A 15,474-nucleotide genomic window follows, 5' to 3' on the forward strand; every position below is an offset into this window, starting at 1 on the left:
CCAGCCACGCGGCATACCGTCGGGTCGTGGGGACGTGCTGCGGCGAGCCCCGGCTGGCGTCGCCCACGGACCCGTTTTGGTTATCCGGGCGGTCTGCCCGTATGCTTTCGCGAGTCCTCGACGGATCCGCGCCTGGCGCTAACGGCGGGGGGCCGTTGAACTGGTCCCCATCGTCTAGCGGCCTAGGACCCCGCCCTTTCACGGCGGTAGCACGGGTTCGAATCCCGTTGGGGATACGCAGTAAAAGCACCATCTAGGCCCCGTAGCGCAGTTGGTTAGCGCGCCGCCCTGTCACGGCGGAGGTCGCCGGTTCGAGCCCGGTCGGGGTCGCTCGAAAGCCAAGAGGCCCGCACACACGTGCGGGCCTCTTCGCATGTCCGGGTATGCCGCGGGGCTGGGCCTCGTGCGCCGGCCCAGCCCTGCGGCATCCCTGTCAGTCCCCCTGCGTGTAGTGCGACGCGTCCCCTTCGATCACCCTGCTCTTCTCCCCCGTCAGCCCCACCGGCACGTCGCCCGCGACCGTGACCCGGTGGAGGCGGCGCGGCAGGTGGTCGTAGTTGTCGATCGCGTAGTGCTGGGTGATCCGGTTGTCGAAGATGACGAGCTGGTCCGGCTCCCAGGCGACACGCACGACGTTCTCGGGGCGCGTGATGTAGGACTGGAACAGCCGGATCAGGTCCCGGCTCTCCGCGGCGGACAGCCCGACCAGCCGCTGGGCGAAGCCGCCGAGGTAGAGCCCCTTCTCCCCCGTCTCGGGGTGCACGCGCACGACCGGGTGGGCGGTCCGATAGGCGGTGGAGGTGAACTCAGCACGGTTCTCCCTGGCCTGGTCGTCGAGGGACTCCTCCGGCTCGGCGTAGTCGTAGTCGTTGGTGTGGATCGCCCAGAGCGAGTCGGCCAGCAGCCTCAACGGCTCGGGCAGGTCGCGGTAGCCCGCACCGGTGTTGGCGATCAGCGTCTCGCCGCCGTGGGGTGGGACCACCTTGCTCGACAGGGTGGTCGCCTTCGGTGGCGCCTGGACGAAGGTGACGTCCGTGTGCCAGTGGTTGGCCGCCCCCTTCTCGCTGTCGACGGGAAGGATCCGCGGGGCGCCCGGCGCCGACGCGACCGTGGGGTGCGCCGTCGTGAGCGGGCCGAAGTGCGCGGCGAACCGTTCCTGCTGATCGTCGGTGAGCGGGGCACGGCGGAAGACGAGCGCCTTGTGCTCCAGCAGAGCCTGGTTGAGGAACTGGATGGTTTCGGCGTCGAGGTCGGAGGTGAGGTCGACGCCGACGATCTCGGCGCCGATCCGTCCGGTGATCTTGCGGACGTCCCGGTCGGTCGCGATGGCGGTCATGCTGCGTGCTCCTTCGTGGTGAGGGCGTGCTCGGTGTTGGGGTTGGCCGGCCGGGGCAGGCCGTAGTGGTCGCGCAGCGTCCTGCCCGTGTACTCGGTGCGGAACAGGCCCCGACGCTGCAGCTCGGGGACCACGAGGTCGACGAAGTCGTCCAGACCGCCCGGCAGCGTCGGCGGCATGACGTTGAACCCGTCGGCTGCCCCCTGCTCGAACCACTCCTGGATCTGGTCGGCGACCTGCACGGCCGTCCCGGCGAACACCCGGTGGCCGCGCCCGCCGGCCAGCCTCTCGATGAGCTGGCGGACCGTGAGGCCCTCGCGCTCGGACAGGTCGAGGATCAGCTGCTTGCGGCTCTGGTTGCCTTCCGTGCCCACCGCCACGGGCGGCAGTGGTCCGTCGAGGTCGCCCTCGGTCAGCTCGTGGTCGAGCATGGTCGAGAGCTGCGCCAGCCCGTATGCCGGGTTGATCAGGGCGTTGAGCTCGGCCTCCTTCTCCTTGGCCTCCTCCTCGGTGCGCCCGATGACGGGGCTGATGCCAGGGAGGATGAGCAGGGCTTCCGGGCGCCGACCGTGGGCGGCGAGCCGGCCCTTGAGGTCGGCGTAGAACGCCTGCGCCTCCTCGAGCGTCTGCTGCGCGGTGAAGACGGCCTCGGCGAAGCGGGCCGCGTACTCCTTGCCCGACTCGCTCGACCCCGCCTGCACCAGGAGGGGGTAGCCCTGCACGGGCCGGCGGATGTTGAGTGGGCCGCGCACCTCGAAGTGCGGGCCCTTGTGGTCGATCGGAGCGATGCGGTCGGTGTCGGCGTAGATGCCCGACACCTTGTCGGCGATGACGGCCTCGTCGTCGAAGGAGTCCCAGAGCGCCTGGGCGAGCTGGACGAACTCGGTGGCCCGCGCATACCTCGCCTCGTGGTCGGGGCGACCCTCGAGCCCGAAGTTCCGCGCCTCGTCCTGCCCGGCGCTCGTGACGATGTTCCACCCGGCCCGCCCACCGCTGAGGTGGTCGAGCGAGGCGAACGCGCGAGCCAGTGTGTAGGGATGGTTGTAGGTCGTCGACGCGGTCGCGATGAGCCCGACGTGGGTCGTCGAGGCGGCCAGGGCCGAGAGCAGGGTGAGCGGTTCGAAGGCGCTGTGCGTGTTGTGCTTCACGTTGCCGTGCAGCGCCACTCCGTCGGCGAAGAAGACCGAGTCGAGCAGGCCGCGCTCGGCCGTCCTGGCGATGTCGACGTAGTGCTGCAGCGTGAGCGCGCGGGCGGGTTCGACCTCAGGGTGTCGCCAGGCGGCCTCGTGGTGGCCGGTCGACATGATGAAGGCGTTGAGATGGAGCTCTCGGGGTTCAGTGGACATGGTTCAGCTTTCCTTTCAACGGATCTGGGGTGCTGGTCAGCGGGCCGCGGCAGCGACGCGCCAGCGCGAGAAGTGCCGCTCCAGCCGGACGAGGACGGTGTTCACGAGGAGCCCGAACAGCGAGACGGTGAGGATGCCGGCATACATGTCCGGGATCTGGAAGCTGCTCTGGGCGTTGACGATCAGGTAGCCCAGCCCCGCCTTCGCGCCCACCATCTCGGCGGCGATGAGGACCAGGATCGAGGCCGTGCCCGCCATCCGGACGCCCGTGAAGATGGTGGGCACCGCGGAGGGCAGGACCACCTTCTGGAACAGCCTCAGGCTGCCCAGCCCCAGCGACCGGGCGGCCCTGACGAGGAGCGGGTCGACCGTGCGCACCCCGGCGATCGTGTTGAGCAGCACCGGGAAGAAGCTCGCGTACGCGACGATCGAGATCTTGCTCGTCTCCCCGATCCCGAGCAGTAGGACGAAGACCGGCAGGAGCGCGAGGGCGGCCGTGTTGCGGAAGGCTTCCAGCAGCGGCGTGAGGAACTCGCGCAGGCCGTCGTACCACGCCACCACGAGTCCCAGCCCGATGCCCGCGACGACCGCGACGCTGAACCCGATCACCGACCGGGTCAGGCTGGCCGCGACGTGCTGCTGGAGCTGGCCGCTCTGGACCAGTCCCCACCACGCCTGGAGCACCTCGTGCAGAGGCGGGAGGAACACCTTGCGCGCGGGGTCGAGCAGGTACTGCGTGCCGAACTCCCACAACAGCAGGAAGAGCACGACGGCCGCAGACCTGCGCGTCCCCCGCCCGAGGCGGCGCGCGACGGCACCCCACCAGGTATGCCGCGTGGCAGCCCGCCGAGCCACGCTCGCCTCGGGTGCCGGGCCGGGCTGCGTCGGCGCTGTCAGATCACGACCTGGGTCCAGGGTTGCGGTGCTCATCAGGCTGCCTTCTCTGTGCCGTCGGGCTGGATCTTGAGGTGACCGGCGTCCTGGGCGCGGCGCACCTCGTCGTGCAGGAGCGTCCAGACCTCGTGCCGGTAGTGCACGAAGCGGGGGTCCGACCGCAGGTCCGTGGTGGACTCGCGGTCGCCGAGGTCGACGTCGACGAGGGCCTTGAGACGCCCGGGGCGGGCGCTCAGGACGGCCACGCGCTGGCCGAGGTAGACCGCCTCCTCGATGCCGTGGGTGATGAACACGACCGTCGTGTCGGTGGCTCGCCAGATCCGCAGCAGCTCGTCCTGCAGCTGTTCACGGGTCTGCGCGTCAAGGGCCGCGAACGGCTCGTCCATGAGGAGGATCCCGGGTTGGTAGGCCAGGCTCCGGGCGATCGCGACCCGCTGCTTCATCCCACCGGAGAGCTCGTGGGGGTAGCGGTCCTCGAACCCCTCGAGCCCCACGAGGGCCAGGTTCTCGCGGGCCCGTTCGGTGCGCTCGCGGCGACTCAGTCCCCGCTGCTCGAGGCCGAACGTCACGTTGGCGAGGGTGGTCCGCCAGGGAAACAGGGCGTACTGCTGGAAGACGATGCCCCGGTCGAGACCGGGACCGGTCACCTCGGCGCCGTCCACGAGGACGCTGCCGCTCGTGGGGCGGCTCAGCCCGCCGAGCAGGTCGAGCAAGGTGGTCTTGCCCGACCCGCTCGGTCCGACCAGCGTGAGGAACTCACCGCGTGGCACCTCCAGCGACACGTCCTCCAGCGCGACCAGCGTGCGCGCCTGCGGCTGGTCCCTGGTCGGGCGGAGCGCGAACTCCTTGGTCACGCCACGCAGCTCGATGTGGGCACTCATGAGGACGCCTTCGACGCGAGCCCGTTGTAGTCGTTGGTGTAGAGGTCGCGGGGCTTGAGCGCGCCCTGCTTGAGGACCCCGCTGTCGACGAGCCACGGCTCCCAGCGGGTGAAGTCCTGGTCGCTGATCACGCCGCCCTTGCTGGCGACTCCCACGCTCTTCCAGAACTTGAGGTTGTCGGTCTTCTCGTTGCGACCACGCTTCTCGATGATGGTGCTGAACCGCGCGATGACGGTCTCGCGAGGGCTCGTGCGCTCCCACTCGATCGCCTTGGCGACCCCGGTGACGAACTCCTTGGCTGCCGCAGGATGCTTGGCGATGAAGTCGTCCCGCAGGACGTACTGACCACCGTTGAAGGCGCCGAACAGCTCGTAGTCGCTGAACAGCGACCGCAGCCCACCCGTGGCGATGGCGTGGTCCTGCAGGACCCCCGAGAGGGTGCCGACGTCGACCTGCCCACGCCGAACGGCCAGCTCGGTGTCGTTCGGGGGCAGCGGGACCAGCTGCACCTGCTTGATCTGCGCCGGCGTGAGGCCGTTCTTCTTCAGGTAGGTGTCGATGACCGCCTCGGCGTGCGCCCCCAGGGTGTTGACAGCGACCTTCTTGCCGATCAGGTCGTGCGGGGTCCGGATCGGACTGTCGTCCTTGACGTAGAAGCCGTTGAACGTCCTGACGTCCTCGCCGTAGTAGTTGATGACGGCCTTGACCGGGGCGCCGGCGCTGATGAGCTTGACCACGGCGCCGGAGAACGCACCGCCGAAGTCGGTCTGCCCCGTGGCCGCGGACTGGATGTCCTGGGGACCGCTCGTGGTGTTGCCGACCCAGTTGAGCTTGAGGGTGGGGAAGTAGCCCAGGTCGGAGGCGAGCTCAGGTAGGGACACCGAGTTGGCCCACCCCTGGTAGCGAATGGTCACCGGCCCCTTGTCCTTCGCGGACGTGCTGGCCTCGCTCGACGGGAGCGAGCAGCCGGACACCAGGACGAGTGGGAGGGCCGCCGCCAGCGAGGCGACCAGCGCCCGGCTCGCGGTGAAGGAACCACGGATCGTGCGCATCAGGCCACCGCCTCGCGGAGCACGGCACCCGCGGTGACCAGCGAGCGTCCTGCCACGGTGTCGAGGAAGACGGTCGTGACCTCGCGCAGCGGGCGCAGGGCAGCCTCGTCGAGGAAGGCCTCACCCCCGTCGACGAGCCTCACGTGGTCGGCCAGGACGAACCAGCCCGGGGTGATGCTGCTCGGCGACAGGCTCGCCAGGACGGGGCGGAGGGCATAGTCGACGACCAGCACGTGGGCGGGCGTGCCGCCGGTGGCCACCGGCAGGACGACCTTGCCCCGCAGCGCGAACTGCGGCAGCAGGTCGAGGAAGGTCTTGAGCAGGCCGCCGTAGGCCGCCTTGTAGACCGGGGTGGACACGACGACCGCGTCTGCCGCCTCGAGCGCAGCCACGGCGCGGGCCACGTCGGGGTCATGGGCGTCCCCGCGCAGGAGTGGGCCGGCCGGCAGGTCCCGCAACACGATCGGGACGACGACGTGGCCGGCGCGTTGGAGCTGTCTCGCGATGTCGGAGAGGACGGCGTCGGTCTTGGAGGAGAGGGAGGGACTGCTGGAGATCGTGGCAATGACAGCCATGGGTGGATCCTTTCGGGCAAGGGGAATCGCCGGTCCCGCGCCGAGGCGCAGAACCGTTGGAGGAGAATGGGTTTCGAGGCAGCAGGTGCCGAACAGACCTACGAGCGCAGGTCAGAGACCGGCTGAAGCCGACGAACGACGAGGGCGCGCGTCAGGGGCGACAGAGCGCGCTGGAAACCCTGAGCAGGTCGATGTGCCTGCGCAGGACGGGTCGGCAGGAGCGATCGGCTGCCTGCCTGGATCCGTTGTCCTTCATGGGTTTCCGTCCTCGGATGAGGCTCGAGCCTCGCGCTTGCGGCGGTCGTTCGACTGCCACCTGGTCTTCACCCGGAGCACCCCACCGCGAGTGGGAGGGTTGCCGTCCAGCGAGCCGGGGCTTGTCACTGGAGCTCATGACCTACGTCGAAGGTAGCGGTTCCTTCATTGCCTATCAAATAAGTAGGATATGCCTCTCGCATGGTGGGACGACAAAGAGCGCCCACGCACGGAATCCGTTGCGCGGGCGCCCTTTTGGACAGGCGTCATATGCGTGGCGGGGGCCCGCCAGGGTCCGTCAGACGCTGACCTCGATGGCGATCTTGCCGCGGACGTGCCCGGTCTGGCTCAGCTCGAACGCCTCAGCCGCATCCGCGAGCGCGAACACGTCGGCCACCGGCACGGTCAGCCGACCCGCGTCGGCGAGGTCGCCCAGCGCAGTCAGGTCCTCGGCGTTGGGCCGCACCCATGCGGCGATGCCACCGGCCTCGGCGACGGTGCCGTCGGCGATCGACCCGTGCCGTCCACCGTCGGCGAGAACGGCCTGCGTGACGTCCAGGACCCCGCCGACGAAGTCGGCCACGACGTCCACGCCGTCGGGCGACAGCTCACGTACGCGCTCGGCCAGCCCCGCGCCATACGTCACCGGCTCTGCACCCAGCCCGCGCAGGAACTCGTGGTTGCCCTCGGAGGCGGTGCCGATCACGCGCGCGCCGAGAGCTCGGGCGATCTGCACGGCGAAGAGACCGACTCCACCGGCGGCGGCGTGCACGAGGACCGTCTCGCCATCCTTGAGTCCCAGCCGAGCGATCAGCTGGTATGCCGTGAGGCCGGCAAGCGGGAGGCCCGCCGCCTGGTGCCAGTCGAGGGACTTCGGCTTGCGGGCGACCGTGCGGACGGGCGCGGTGACAAGCTCGGCGAAGGTGCCGCCCTGCACCCAGTCCTTGCGGGCGTAGGCGATCACCTCGTCGCCGGGGGCCCACTCGGGGGTGTCGGGGCCGACCGCCTCGACGACTCCCGAGACGTCCCAGCCCGGGATCGCGGGGAACTCCACGACCATGAGGCCGTCGAGATAGCCCTTCATGACCTTCCAGTCGACAGGGTTCACGGCTGCGCTGCGCACGCGGATGAGCACCTCGCCGGGGCCGACCTTGGGGTCGGGGAGGTCGGTGAGCTGGAGGATGTCGGGGTCGCCGTACTCGGCGAAGGTGATTGCCTTCATGGTGGGGGCAACGTCGCCACCCACGGGGTATTCCGCGATGACCGTCGGTTGTGAGGGGGCAGCACGGATCGGCTATGATCCTGCAGTCGCGACGGTCCCCCGGGCTTCGGCACGAGGCCGCCGCGATCGCATGTTCTGGATTGCATGGTCACCATCACGCACATGCACCCACGGCCAGGTAGCTCAGTTGGTACGAGCGTCCGACTGAAAATCGGAAGGTCGGCGGTTCGACCCCGCCCCTGGCCACCACCCGAGACCGCCGGTCATCACCTCGATGACCGGCGGTCTCGACTTCACGTGAAGCCGATCGCCAGGGCCGGCCCCCCAGCTGGCGGCGACCGACGCCCACGATGTGCACGTCCCTCAGGGCAGTTCGGGAATCTGCCCGTCCCGGATCCGCCGGCGCCGCTCGACATAGGCAGGCAGGATCTCCACGTCGTCGTCTGAGAACCAGGCGAACGGGTCGGTGCTGGCGACCAGCGAGAAGTTGGCCCAGGGCTCGAACGAGCCCGACCTGATCACGAACTTGGCCCGAGGGGCGTAGTCGCTGCACAGCTGCTCGTGGCTGGCCTGGCTGAACGTGGCCCCCGAACCCGTGAAGATCGTCTGCACCTCGCGGTACAGGGTCGGATGGTGGGACTTGAGCTCTGGCGCGAACACTGCCTCTTCGACGAAGACCTGGTCGAGGACCACCCGCAGCACGTCGCGCACGTCGACCAGCCCCGGACGCAGGCCGAGGTCGATCCGGTGGGCGTCTGCCGGGATCGGGAACCCGGCGTCGGTGACCAGGATGGTGTCGGTGTGGCCGAGCGTCGCGAACGCCTTCGCCAGCTCCGGGTGGAGGAGCGCGCCGCCCTTCATCGCCGGACTCCGGCGGCGGCGAGGAACTCGTCGACCGCGGACCGGTCACGGTAGGACGGCACGGTCTCCCAGCCCTCGCAGCACAGTGCCGCGACGGCGTTGGCGAAGCGGACCGCCTCGACGAGGTCGCGGCCCTCGGCCAGCGCGACTGCGAGTCCCGCGTTGAAGCTGTCGCCTGCCCCGTTGGAGTCGACCACGTCCACCTTGTGGGGTTCGAGGTGGACCTCGTCGTCGGACGTGAAGAGGTCGACGCCGTGCTCGCCCCTCGTGATCACCACGGCGCCCGCTCCCATCGCCAGCAGGCGGTCCGCGATGAGCCGGTTGTCCTCGGTGCTGTCGGGACCGAGGCCGACAAGCACGCGCGCCTCGGTCTCGTTGGGGGTGATGACATCCACACCCGTGAGTCCTTCGGCAGGCAGCACGGCGGCCAGCGGCACCGCAGGAGCGGGGTTCAGGACGGTCTGGCGACCCGCCCGCTTGGCCGCTGCGAGACCGGCTAGGGCAGTGGCGAGCGGGATCTCGAGCTGGGCTACGGCAACGAGCGCCTCCTCCAGCGAAGCGCCAGCGGCAGCCACGTCGTCGGTCGAGAAGACCGCGTTGGCGCCGGGGTCCACGACGATGATGTTGTGTCCGGCCTCGTCCTTGATGATCAAGCCGACACCAGTGGGCTGCTCACCTGTCACCCTGACATGGGTGGTCGTGACGCCCTCGTCGGCGAGCAGGTCCAGGAACTCGCGACCAAAGGGGTCGTCGCCGACGACGCCGATGAAGTCGACGGCCGCACCGAGTCGCGCGGCCTGCACGGCCATGTCAGATCCCTTGCCACCAAAGGTCTGTCGGTAGTCCCTGCCTACGAGGGTCTCACCGGTGGTGGGGATCCGGTCGGCCGTGATGACGATCGCCTTGGCGTAGCTCCCGATGACGGCCACCCGCGGGGCGGTGGAAGCCTCAGTAGGCATCGGCGTCACCGACCAGCCCGTCCACGATCTGCGGCGCCGAGCTGGTGCCGACGAGCTCGGCCCCCGCCTCGAACATCGCCTGCATCTTCTCCAGCGAGTTGACCTTGCCGGAAACCTTGACGCGGCAAGGCGGTTCGATGTTTGCCTTGAGCAGGGCCACGTCCTCCACGGTGGCGGCACAGCCGCCCACACCCCATCCGCTGGACTGCTTGACCCAGTCGATGCCGGCCTCGTAGGCAATCCGCGTGGCCAGCACCTTCTGCGCCTCGTCGAGGTAGCCGAACTCGAGCATCGCCTTGACCTTCATGCCCTCGTCGTGCGCGGCCTTGACGATCTCGTTCATGTCGCGCGTGTACTCCGCGACCTGGCCGCCCAGCAGGTAGCCCGGGTGGGGCGGGAAGTCGAACTCGTCCGCGCCCTCCTTGGCCAGCTCCCGCAAGGCGGCGAGCCGCATACCCAGGGTGTCGTTGGCCATCGGGAAGTTGAGGGTGGAAGCCACCTTCACCTCGGAGCCGGCCAGCACCTCCTTGCCGAGGGAGACCCACACCGGCGCGATCATGGCGGCGTCGAAGCCGTACTCCAGTGCCGTCCGCAGGTGCTCCAGGACTCCGTCGCGCGTGAGGTCTGGGTTCACGTTGGTGTACTGGATGGCCTTGGCGACGGCCTTGGAGTCGGCGAAGTCGATCATGAGTGGTCCTTCTTCTCTGGTGGATGGGGTCACAGGGTCTGTGGTGGATCGAGTCACGCGGTCCGCGCTGGTGAACCGCGTCACGTGGGCTGGGTCAAGCGAAGTCCCGCCCGGCTGGAGCGGACGTGGGGACCACTGGCCGACGACCACGCGGCGCCCGACAGTCCCCCGATGGCGGACTCGTCGACCACGACCCCGCTGCCCGGCTTGTCACCCAGGACCAGGCCGCCGTCGGCGACCGTGTGGTCGACGGTGATGCCGAGCGGCTCCTCGAGGTTCTGCACCTCGATCGCGATGACGTTGGGCAGCGATGTCGCAGCGGCCGCCAGCGGATTCGTGTGGTAGCCCACCGGACTGACCGGGAGGTCGTAGGCATGGGCGAGCGCGGCCACGCGCAGGAAGTGGGTGATGCCCCAGACGCTCCCGGCCTGCACGACGTCGACCCCTTGGGCGCTGAGCAGGGGTCGGTACTGCTCGAGTCCGGTGAGGTTCTCGCCCGTCGCGACCGCGGCCTTGATGCCGCGACGGACGAGGTGGTGACCCGCGGCGTCCCAGCGCCGCACGGGCTCCTCGACCCAGGTGAGGTCGACGTGCTCCTCGAGCATGCCCACGTGACGGATCGCCTCCTTCGGCTGCCAGACCTCGTTGGCGTCGAGCATGAGCGCGGGCGAGACGTTGCCCCGCGACAAGATCTCACGCACCAGTCGCAGGCGGACGAGGTCGCGGGCCGGGTCGAGTCCACCCTTGACCTTCGCCGCCGTGAAGCCTCGGGCGGCGAACGACTCGTACACCTCGACGAGCTCGTCCTCGGTCAGGCCCGCGTCAAGCCCGGAGGCGTATCCGGGAACGAACCGGTCCCGGCCTCCGAGCAGGCGCCACAACGGCTCCCCGGCGAACTTGGCCTTGAGGTCCCACAACGCCATGTCGAGCGCACCGACAGCTCCGAAGGTCGCGCCCTGGTGCCCTGCCTTGAACACCTGCCGGAGCATCCGGTCATAGAGGGCGACGACCGCGCGCGGGTCCTCGCCCTCGACGGCCGCGAACACACGGTCGACGTCGCGGTGCGACCCGAGCCCGACGCCCTCGACCCCCTCGTCTGTCTCAATGATCAGGATGGGCACCTCGGTCACCGCGTCGGGGATGAACCCGTTGGCGTCGCCGACCGAGCGTCCCCACCGGTGGTGCGTCGTGAGGCTGCGGTATCCGGTGATCTTCATCGACGTCAGCCCTTCGTCGCGCCGGCGGTCAGGCCGGTGACGAGGAACCGCTGCGCGATCAGGAAGACCACGAGCACAGGCGCGACCGACACGAGGGTGGCCAGGACGAGCTCCGGCGGGCTCACGGCGGCGTTGGCACCCACCACAGGGTTGAAGTTGGGCGTCGACGCGAGCATCTGCGTCAGGCCCACCTGCATGGGGTAGGCCTCACTGCCGGGCAGCATCACATAGGGCAGGAAGAAGTTGTTCCAGTTCTGGACGAAGCTGAAGAAGCCCACGAGGGCCACCACGGGGGTGGAGAGGGGAAGCACGATCGAGGTGAAGGTCCGCAGCTCACCGCAGCCGTCGATCTTGGCCGCCTCCAGCAGCTCGCTGGGCATGGCCGTCGAGAAGTAGATGTAAGCCAGGTAGACACCGAACGGAAAGAACGAGTACGGCAGCACGACCGACAGGGGGGTGTTCACGAGGCTGAGGTAGTTGATCTCCAGGAAGATGGGCAGCACGAGCGAGGTCGCGGGCATGAGCATCACGACGAGGGTCGCGACCAGCAGGAGCCGCCGACCGCGAAAGCGCATCTTGGCCAGGGCGTACCCCGCGGGGAGGCTCACGACCAGGGTGAGGACCAACGCCAGCCCGGCATAGAGCACCGAGTTGGTCATCCAGGTGCTGATGGCTCCGTCCTGGAACGACATCAAGGCGTTCCAGTTGTCGCGCAACGCGGTCAGGCTCCCCAGGCTGAAGGGTGCGTCGTTCACCAGCTCGCGCGAGTCCTTGGTGGCCGCGAGGAAGAGCCAGATGACGGGTACGAGGAAGAACAGGGCGAACACGCCGAGCACGATGGCCATCAGCGTCCGCCCGGCGAACGTGCCAGAGGTGGGTGAGCCGCTTCCCCGCTGGTATGCCGGCCTGCTGGCTCGTTGCCGCGTGTCGGGTCTCGTGGTGGTTGTCATGACGTCTCTCTCAGTCCGTCTCGAAGAGTCGGCCGCGGGCGACGAACAGGCCCGCTGCGAGTGCCGCGACGACGAGCAACATGATCGATATGGCCGCTGATCCGTTGAAGTCGTTCTGACCGAAGGCATAGATGTAGGCGAGCTGGTTGACGCTGTAGTCGTTGGGAACCACGCCGAAGCTGGCCTGGGAGACGAGCTGGGGTTCCACGAACAGCTGCGTGCCTGCTGCCAGGGACAGGATCAGCATGTAGACGACCGACTTGCGGATCATCGGCAGCTCGATCTGCAACGCGCTGCGGACAGGACCGCACCCGTCGACCTTGGCGGCCTCGATGACCTCGGTGGGGATGGTGTTCAACGCGCCGTAGAGCACCAGGATCCAGCCGCCGGCGCCCGTCCAGAAGGCGATGAGGGCGAAGATCACCGGCAGGTGTCCCGGAGCGACGACCTGCTGGAACGTATCGGAACCCGTCGCCTTGAGGACCCAGGCCACCGGACTCACCGTGGGGTCCAGCAGGAAGAGCCACAGGAGCACGCTCGAGGCGCCGGCCAGGGCGCCGGGGATGTAGTAGGCGAACCGGACGAAGGTCTTGGTCCGACGCCGTGCCACCCGGTTCATGACCAGGGTCAGGGTGACGACGAGGACGGAGAGGAGCAGGAGCCAGATCGCGACGAAGGCTGCCACGTGGCCCACGGCCGGCAGGAACCTGAAGTCCGTGGCGGCCTTCGTGAAGTTGGACAGACCCGCGAAACCCCCCGATCCGGAGGTGAATGCGAGGTAGAGCGAGTACAGCACCGGGATGACCCCGAAGAACAGGAAGAGGATGGCGAACGGCGCCACGAAGACGTACCCGGCCTTGCCGTGCCCCCGGGAGCCGGCGGCGGGCCGACTCCCGGGGATCGTTGCAGTGGGGATTGCCATGACGTCAGCTGGTCTTGACCTGGTAGCCGAGGATCTTGGCTTCGTTCTCGATCTGCTTCTGCCATGCGGGGAGCAGCGACTCGATGGTCTCGCCCTTGGTCATGCCCGCTTGGACGACCTTGGCCCAGATCGCTTCCTGGCTGAAGGACGGCGAGCCCCAGCCCGACCAGACCTGCCCGGCTGCCTGCTGCAGCGCGGGAGCGATGTCACCGGCGTAGTAGCCGCTCTTCTGCGTCTCGGCGAGCCACGCCGCTGCCGCCTGGCTGTATGCCGGGTAGGTCGGCAGGAGTGTGCCTCCCACGGCGGACTGGCTCGTGACCCAGGATGCGAAGTCGGCGGCCGCCTTGAGGTTCTTGCTGTGCGCCGAGACCCACCATGCACCACCGCCGACGTTGCCCGTCGACGCCGTGCCGGCATCCCATGCCAGTGGAGGAGCAACTGCGAGCTCGCCCTTCGGGGTCTTGAGCGTGCCTTGGAAGACAGCGCCGCCGTACCACGACGGCCCAGGCAGCAGGAGCACCTTGTCAGCCTTGGTCTTGGCGAACTCGGGACCGAACAACGACAGGGTCGACATCGACTTGTTGGCGATCAGGCCGTCGAGGAGCTTGGCCGCCTTGACGCAGTTGGCGTCGCTCGTGTTGACCGTGAGCTTGGTGGGCCCGTCGACCTTGTTGGCCGGGCACTGCGCGGCCCACATGTAGATCTCCGGGGTCCAGGCGTCGCCGGCGGTGCCGACGAGGTATCCCGGGTGCTCAGCGGCCACCTTGTTCCCGAGCTGCTCATACTCCGCCCACGTCTTCGGGACGGTGTACCCCCACTTGTCCATCAGCTTCTTGTTGTACCAGAGCACATTCTGGGCGAGGTCGTTGCGGAGGCAGTAGGCCACACCGTCGAGCGTGCACACGTCGAGAGCGCCTTTGGAGAACCCATCGAGCGTCGCCGCGGGCACGAGTCCCTTGTTGACGGGGGCGAGGTCGCCGGTGCCAGTCAGTGAACCCCAGGCAGCCGAGCTGTTGTCCGTCGTGAAGGCGACGTCCGGCCAGCCGGAGCCGGCACGGTCGAACAGCTGCGTCTTGGTCTTGAAGGAGTTCGACCCGTTCGCGTTGCCGTCGTAGGCGACGACCTTGACCTTCACGTCCGGGTGGGCAGCAACGTACGCGTCGGCGACCGGCTGTCGGGTGGAGTCCACCCACACCGTGATCTCGGCCTTCGCGTCCTGGGCTGCGGTCTTGAAGCCGAAGGGGCTCCCGGTGTCCGCGTTGTTCTTGGTGGCGCCAATGCTCTGTCCACCGGCGCAGGCGGCCAGGGCAAGCGCGCAGGCAAGCGCAGTTGCCGCGACCACGGCCCGCGGCGCACGAGCGGCCGCCGCGCCTCCGGCGGAGGTGTTCCGCATTCCGATACCCATGAGATGACTCCTTTGTCGATCAAGGTCCTGAGCGGCCAGGTGCCGCGGTGCTGACTCCTAAGATATAATACATATGATGATCAGGCAATAGGAGGATCGCCGCTACGATCCGCCCAAGGACATGTGCACCGAAGAAGGAGTCAGCATGACGACCGAGGACGGCAGATGGACCGCTCCGGCTCCGGCCCAGCGCTCCAGCCTGGGGACGGCGGTCATCGCGACCCTGGTGGACCAGATCGTGAGCGGTGCCCTGCCCGTCGGCACGATCCTGCCCTCCGAGGCCGAGCTCGGGGAACAGCTCGGCGTCTCCCGGACCGTGATCCGCGAGTCCGTGAAGACCTTGCAGTCCAAGGGGCTGCTGTCGAGCCGTCAGGGGGTGGGCACCGTCGTGCGCGCCATGGACGCCTGGGACCTCATCGACGAGGTCGTCCTGAGCGCGATGGTCAAGCACGACGAGTCGCTGGGCATCCTCGACGACCTCGTGTCGGTCCGTGCCGCGTTGGAGATGGCGATGGCGGAGGAGGCCTGCCGCGGTCAGCAGGCCGCAGACCTGGACCCGCTCAGGCTGGCCTATTCCGAGATGACGGACAGCTCCGAGGATGCCGCGGCCTTCGCTCGCGCCGACGTGGACTTCCACGATGCCGTGATGGTCCTGTCCGGAAACCGGTTGGGGCGCGCCATCGTGACCAGCATCCACGACCAAGCCCGAACCACCGGTCGCTACCACGGCTCGGCGACACGGTCCAACATCGACATCACGCTCGCGGAGCACCGGGCAATCCTCGACGCCGTGGAGCACCGCGACGGCGCCCGCGCGGGACAGGCGATGCGCGCGCACATCCTCGGGTCCTGGGAGCGACGCCGTCCCACTGCGGCGGACGCACGGGGCACGACCTCGGCCGGCTGACGCC

The 15,474-nt window shown here is 68.7% G+C and carries 15 protein-coding genes, 3 tRNA genes and 1 riboswitch; of the genes, 4 read left to right on the top strand and 14 right to left on the bottom strand.

All coding sequences use genetic code 11. The features are described from left to right. Positions 1-163 precede the first annotated feature (163 nt). Positions 164-236 (top strand) — tRNA-Glu (locus tag AC1DWR_RS11550). Between the two features lie 20 nt (positions 237-256). Then, positions 257-330: transfer RNA gene (locus AC1DWR_RS11555), tRNA-Asp, on the top strand. Positions 331-433: 103 nt separating this feature from the next. Here the strand turns inward: AC1DWR_RS11555 and AC1DWR_RS11560 are convergent. The 7 genes from AC1DWR_RS11560 to AC1DWR_RS11590 all read right to left on the bottom strand — a co-directional run bounded on the left by AC1DWR_RS11560 (position 434) and on the right by AC1DWR_RS11590 (position 7,561). Next, complete coding sequence (locus AC1DWR_RS11560) at positions 434-1,336, bottom strand: TauD/TfdA dioxygenase family protein (RefSeq protein ID WP_477614010.1); 903 nt, start codon at positions 1,334-1,336, stop codon at positions 434-436. Continuing rightward, the gene (locus AC1DWR_RS11565; RefSeq protein WP_477614011.1) at positions 1,333-2,682 is read right to left on the bottom strand and encodes an LLM class flavin-dependent oxidoreductase; all 1,350 of its coding nucleotides are present in this window, start codon (positions 2,680-2,682) and stop codon (positions 1,333-1,335) included. Before AC1DWR_RS11565 ends, AC1DWR_RS11560 begins: the two co-directional genes overlap by 4 nt. A 36-nt stretch (positions 2,683-2,718) precedes the next feature. Further along, positions 2,719-3,612: an ABC transporter permease gene (locus AC1DWR_RS11570; RefSeq protein ID WP_477614012.1), complete on the bottom strand. Its 894-nt coding sequence runs from the start codon at positions 3,610-3,612 to the stop codon at positions 2,719-2,721. After that, positions 3,612-4,457, bottom strand: a complete 846-nt coding sequence (locus tag AC1DWR_RS11575; RefSeq protein WP_477614013.1) for an ABC transporter ATP-binding protein — start codon at positions 4,455-4,457, stop codon at positions 3,612-3,614. The genes AC1DWR_RS11570 and AC1DWR_RS11575 overlap by 1 nt, the downstream gene beginning before the upstream one ends. Then, the gene (locus tag AC1DWR_RS11580) at positions 4,454-5,509 is read right to left on the bottom strand and encodes an ABC transporter substrate-binding protein (protein WP_477614014.1); all 1,056 of its coding nucleotides are present in this window, start codon (positions 5,507-5,509) and stop codon (positions 4,454-4,456) included. Before AC1DWR_RS11580 ends, AC1DWR_RS11575 begins: the two co-directional genes overlap by 4 nt. Beyond that, positions 5,509-6,084 carry an NADPH-dependent FMN reductase gene (ssuE, locus tag AC1DWR_RS11585; protein WP_477614015.1) on the bottom strand — a complete coding sequence of 192 codons (576 nt, stop codon included), beginning with the start codon at positions 6,082-6,084 and terminating at the stop codon, positions 5,509-5,511. The genes AC1DWR_RS11580 and ssuE overlap by 1 nt, the downstream gene beginning before the upstream one ends. A gap of 283 nt (positions 6,085-6,367) precedes the next feature. Further along, a riboswitch (SAM riboswitch) is annotated at positions 6,368-6,482 on the bottom strand. Positions 6,483-6,637: 155 nt separating this feature from the next. Then, positions 6,638-7,561, bottom strand: coding sequence for an NADP-dependent oxidoreductase (locus AC1DWR_RS11590; RefSeq protein ID WP_477614016.1), 924 nt, complete (start codon positions 7,559-7,561; stop codon positions 6,638-6,640). 172 nt (positions 7,562-7,733) lie between these two features. On the opposite strand from AC1DWR_RS11590, the gene AC1DWR_RS11595 reads away from it, so the two are divergent. Next, a tRNA-Phe gene (locus tag AC1DWR_RS11595) sits at positions 7,734-7,810 on the top strand. A 114-nt stretch (positions 7,811-7,924) separates the two neighbouring features. Here the strand turns inward: AC1DWR_RS11595 and rbsD are convergent. From rbsD to AC1DWR_RS11630, 7 genes are all read right to left on the bottom strand, one after another. Further along, positions 7,925-8,422, bottom strand: a complete 498-nt coding sequence (gene rbsD / locus AC1DWR_RS11600; protein WP_477624459.1) for a D-ribose pyranase — start codon at positions 8,420-8,422, stop codon at positions 7,925-7,927. Continuing rightward, entirely contained in the window at positions 8,419-9,381 is a 963-nt protein-coding gene (locus AC1DWR_RS11605) for a ribokinase (protein ID WP_477624460.1), read from the bottom strand. The genes rbsD and AC1DWR_RS11605 overlap by 4 nt, the downstream gene beginning before the upstream one ends. Further along, a complete protein-coding gene (gene deoC / locus AC1DWR_RS11610; RefSeq protein ID WP_477624461.1) occupies positions 9,371-10,069 on the bottom strand; it encodes a deoxyribose-phosphate aldolase in 699 nt (232 codons plus the stop codon). Before deoC ends, AC1DWR_RS11605 begins: the two co-directional genes overlap by 11 nt. Before the next feature lie 80 nt (positions 10,070-10,149). After that, positions 10,150-11,286: a mandelate racemase/muconate lactonizing enzyme family protein gene (locus tag AC1DWR_RS11615; RefSeq protein WP_477624462.1), complete on the bottom strand. Its 1,137-nt coding sequence runs from the start codon at positions 11,284-11,286 to the stop codon at positions 10,150-10,152. Between the two features lie 5 nt (positions 11,287-11,291). Then, the gene (locus tag AC1DWR_RS11620) at positions 11,292-12,236 is read right to left on the bottom strand and encodes a carbohydrate ABC transporter permease (RefSeq protein ID WP_477624463.1); all 945 of its coding nucleotides are present in this window, start codon (positions 12,234-12,236) and stop codon (positions 11,292-11,294) included. Positions 12,237-12,246: 10 nt separating this feature from the next. Then, the gene (locus tag AC1DWR_RS11625; RefSeq protein ID WP_477624464.1) at positions 12,247-13,158 is read right to left on the bottom strand and encodes a carbohydrate ABC transporter permease; all 912 of its coding nucleotides are present in this window, start codon (positions 13,156-13,158) and stop codon (positions 12,247-12,249) included. A gap of 4 nt (positions 13,159-13,162) precedes the next feature. Next, entirely contained in the window at positions 13,163-14,563 is a 1,401-nt protein-coding gene (locus tag AC1DWR_RS11630) for an ABC transporter substrate-binding protein (RefSeq protein WP_477624465.1), read from the bottom strand. 145 nt (positions 14,564-14,708) lie between these two features. Here AC1DWR_RS11630 and AC1DWR_RS11635 point away from each other — a divergent pair, with 145 nt between their 5' ends. Further along, positions 14,709-15,470: a FadR/GntR family transcriptional regulator gene (locus tag AC1DWR_RS11635; protein ID WP_477614021.1), complete on the top strand. Its 762-nt coding sequence runs from the start codon at positions 14,709-14,711 to the stop codon at positions 15,468-15,470. Positions 15,471-15,474: the final 4 nt, after the last annotated feature.

Source organism: Pedococcus sp. P2_E2 (assembly GCF_056403955.1).

What these genes read in the sequence shown, in the direction of transcription:
- AC1DWR_RS11560 (WP_477614010.1), bottom strand. Translation starts at nt 1,336, where the DNA reads ATGACCGCCATCGCGACCGACCGGGACGTCCGCAAGATCACCGGACGG.
- AC1DWR_RS11565 (WP_477614011.1), bottom strand. Translation starts at nt 2,682, where the DNA reads ATGTCCACTGAACCCCGAGAGCTCCATCTCAACGCCTTCATCATGTCG.
- AC1DWR_RS11570 (WP_477614012.1), bottom strand. Translation starts at nt 3,612, where the DNA reads ATGAGCACCGCAACCCTGGACCCAGGTCGTGATCTGACAGCGCCGACG.
- AC1DWR_RS11575 (WP_477614013.1), bottom strand. Translation starts at nt 4,457, where the DNA reads ATGAGTGCCCACATCGAGCTGCGTGGCGTGACCAAGGAGTTCGCGCTC.
- AC1DWR_RS11580 (WP_477614014.1), bottom strand. Translation starts at nt 5,509, where the DNA reads ATGCGCACGATCCGTGGTTCCTTCACCGCGAGCCGGGCGCTGGTCGCC.
- ssuE (WP_477614015.1), bottom strand. Translation starts at nt 6,084, where the DNA reads ATGGCTGTCATTGCCACGATCTCCAGCAGTCCCTCCCTCTCCTCCAAG.
- AC1DWR_RS11590 (WP_477614016.1), bottom strand. Translation starts at nt 7,561, where the DNA reads ATGAAGGCAATCACCTTCGCCGAGTACGGCGACCCCGACATCCTCCAG.
- rbsD (WP_477624459.1), bottom strand. Translation starts at nt 8,422, where the DNA reads ATGAAGGGCGGCGCGCTCCTCCACCCGGAGCTGGCGAAGGCGTTCGCG.
- AC1DWR_RS11605 (WP_477624460.1), bottom strand. Translation starts at nt 9,381, where the DNA reads ATGCCTACTGAGGCTTCCACCGCCCCGCGGGTGGCCGTCATCGGGAGC.
- deoC (WP_477624461.1), bottom strand. Translation starts at nt 10,069, where the DNA reads ATGATCGACTTCGCCGACTCCAAGGCCGTCGCCAAGGCCATCCAGTAC.
- AC1DWR_RS11615 (WP_477624462.1), bottom strand. Translation starts at nt 11,286, where the DNA reads ATGAAGATCACCGGATACCGCAGCCTCACGACGCACCACCGGTGGGGA.
- AC1DWR_RS11620 (WP_477624463.1), bottom strand. Translation starts at nt 12,236, where the DNA reads ATGACAACCACCACGAGACCCGACACGCGGCAACGAGCCAGCAGGCCG.
- AC1DWR_RS11625 (WP_477624464.1), bottom strand. Translation starts at nt 13,158, where the DNA reads ATGGCAATCCCCACTGCAACGATCCCCGGGAGTCGGCCCGCCGCCGGC.
- AC1DWR_RS11630 (WP_477624465.1), bottom strand. Translation starts at nt 14,563, where the DNA reads ATGGGTATCGGAATGCGGAACACCTCCGCCGGAGGCGCGGCGGCCGCT.
- AC1DWR_RS11635 (WP_477614021.1), top strand. Translation starts at nt 14,709, where the DNA reads ATGACGACCGAGGACGGCAGATGGACCGCTCCGGCTCCGGCCCAGCGC.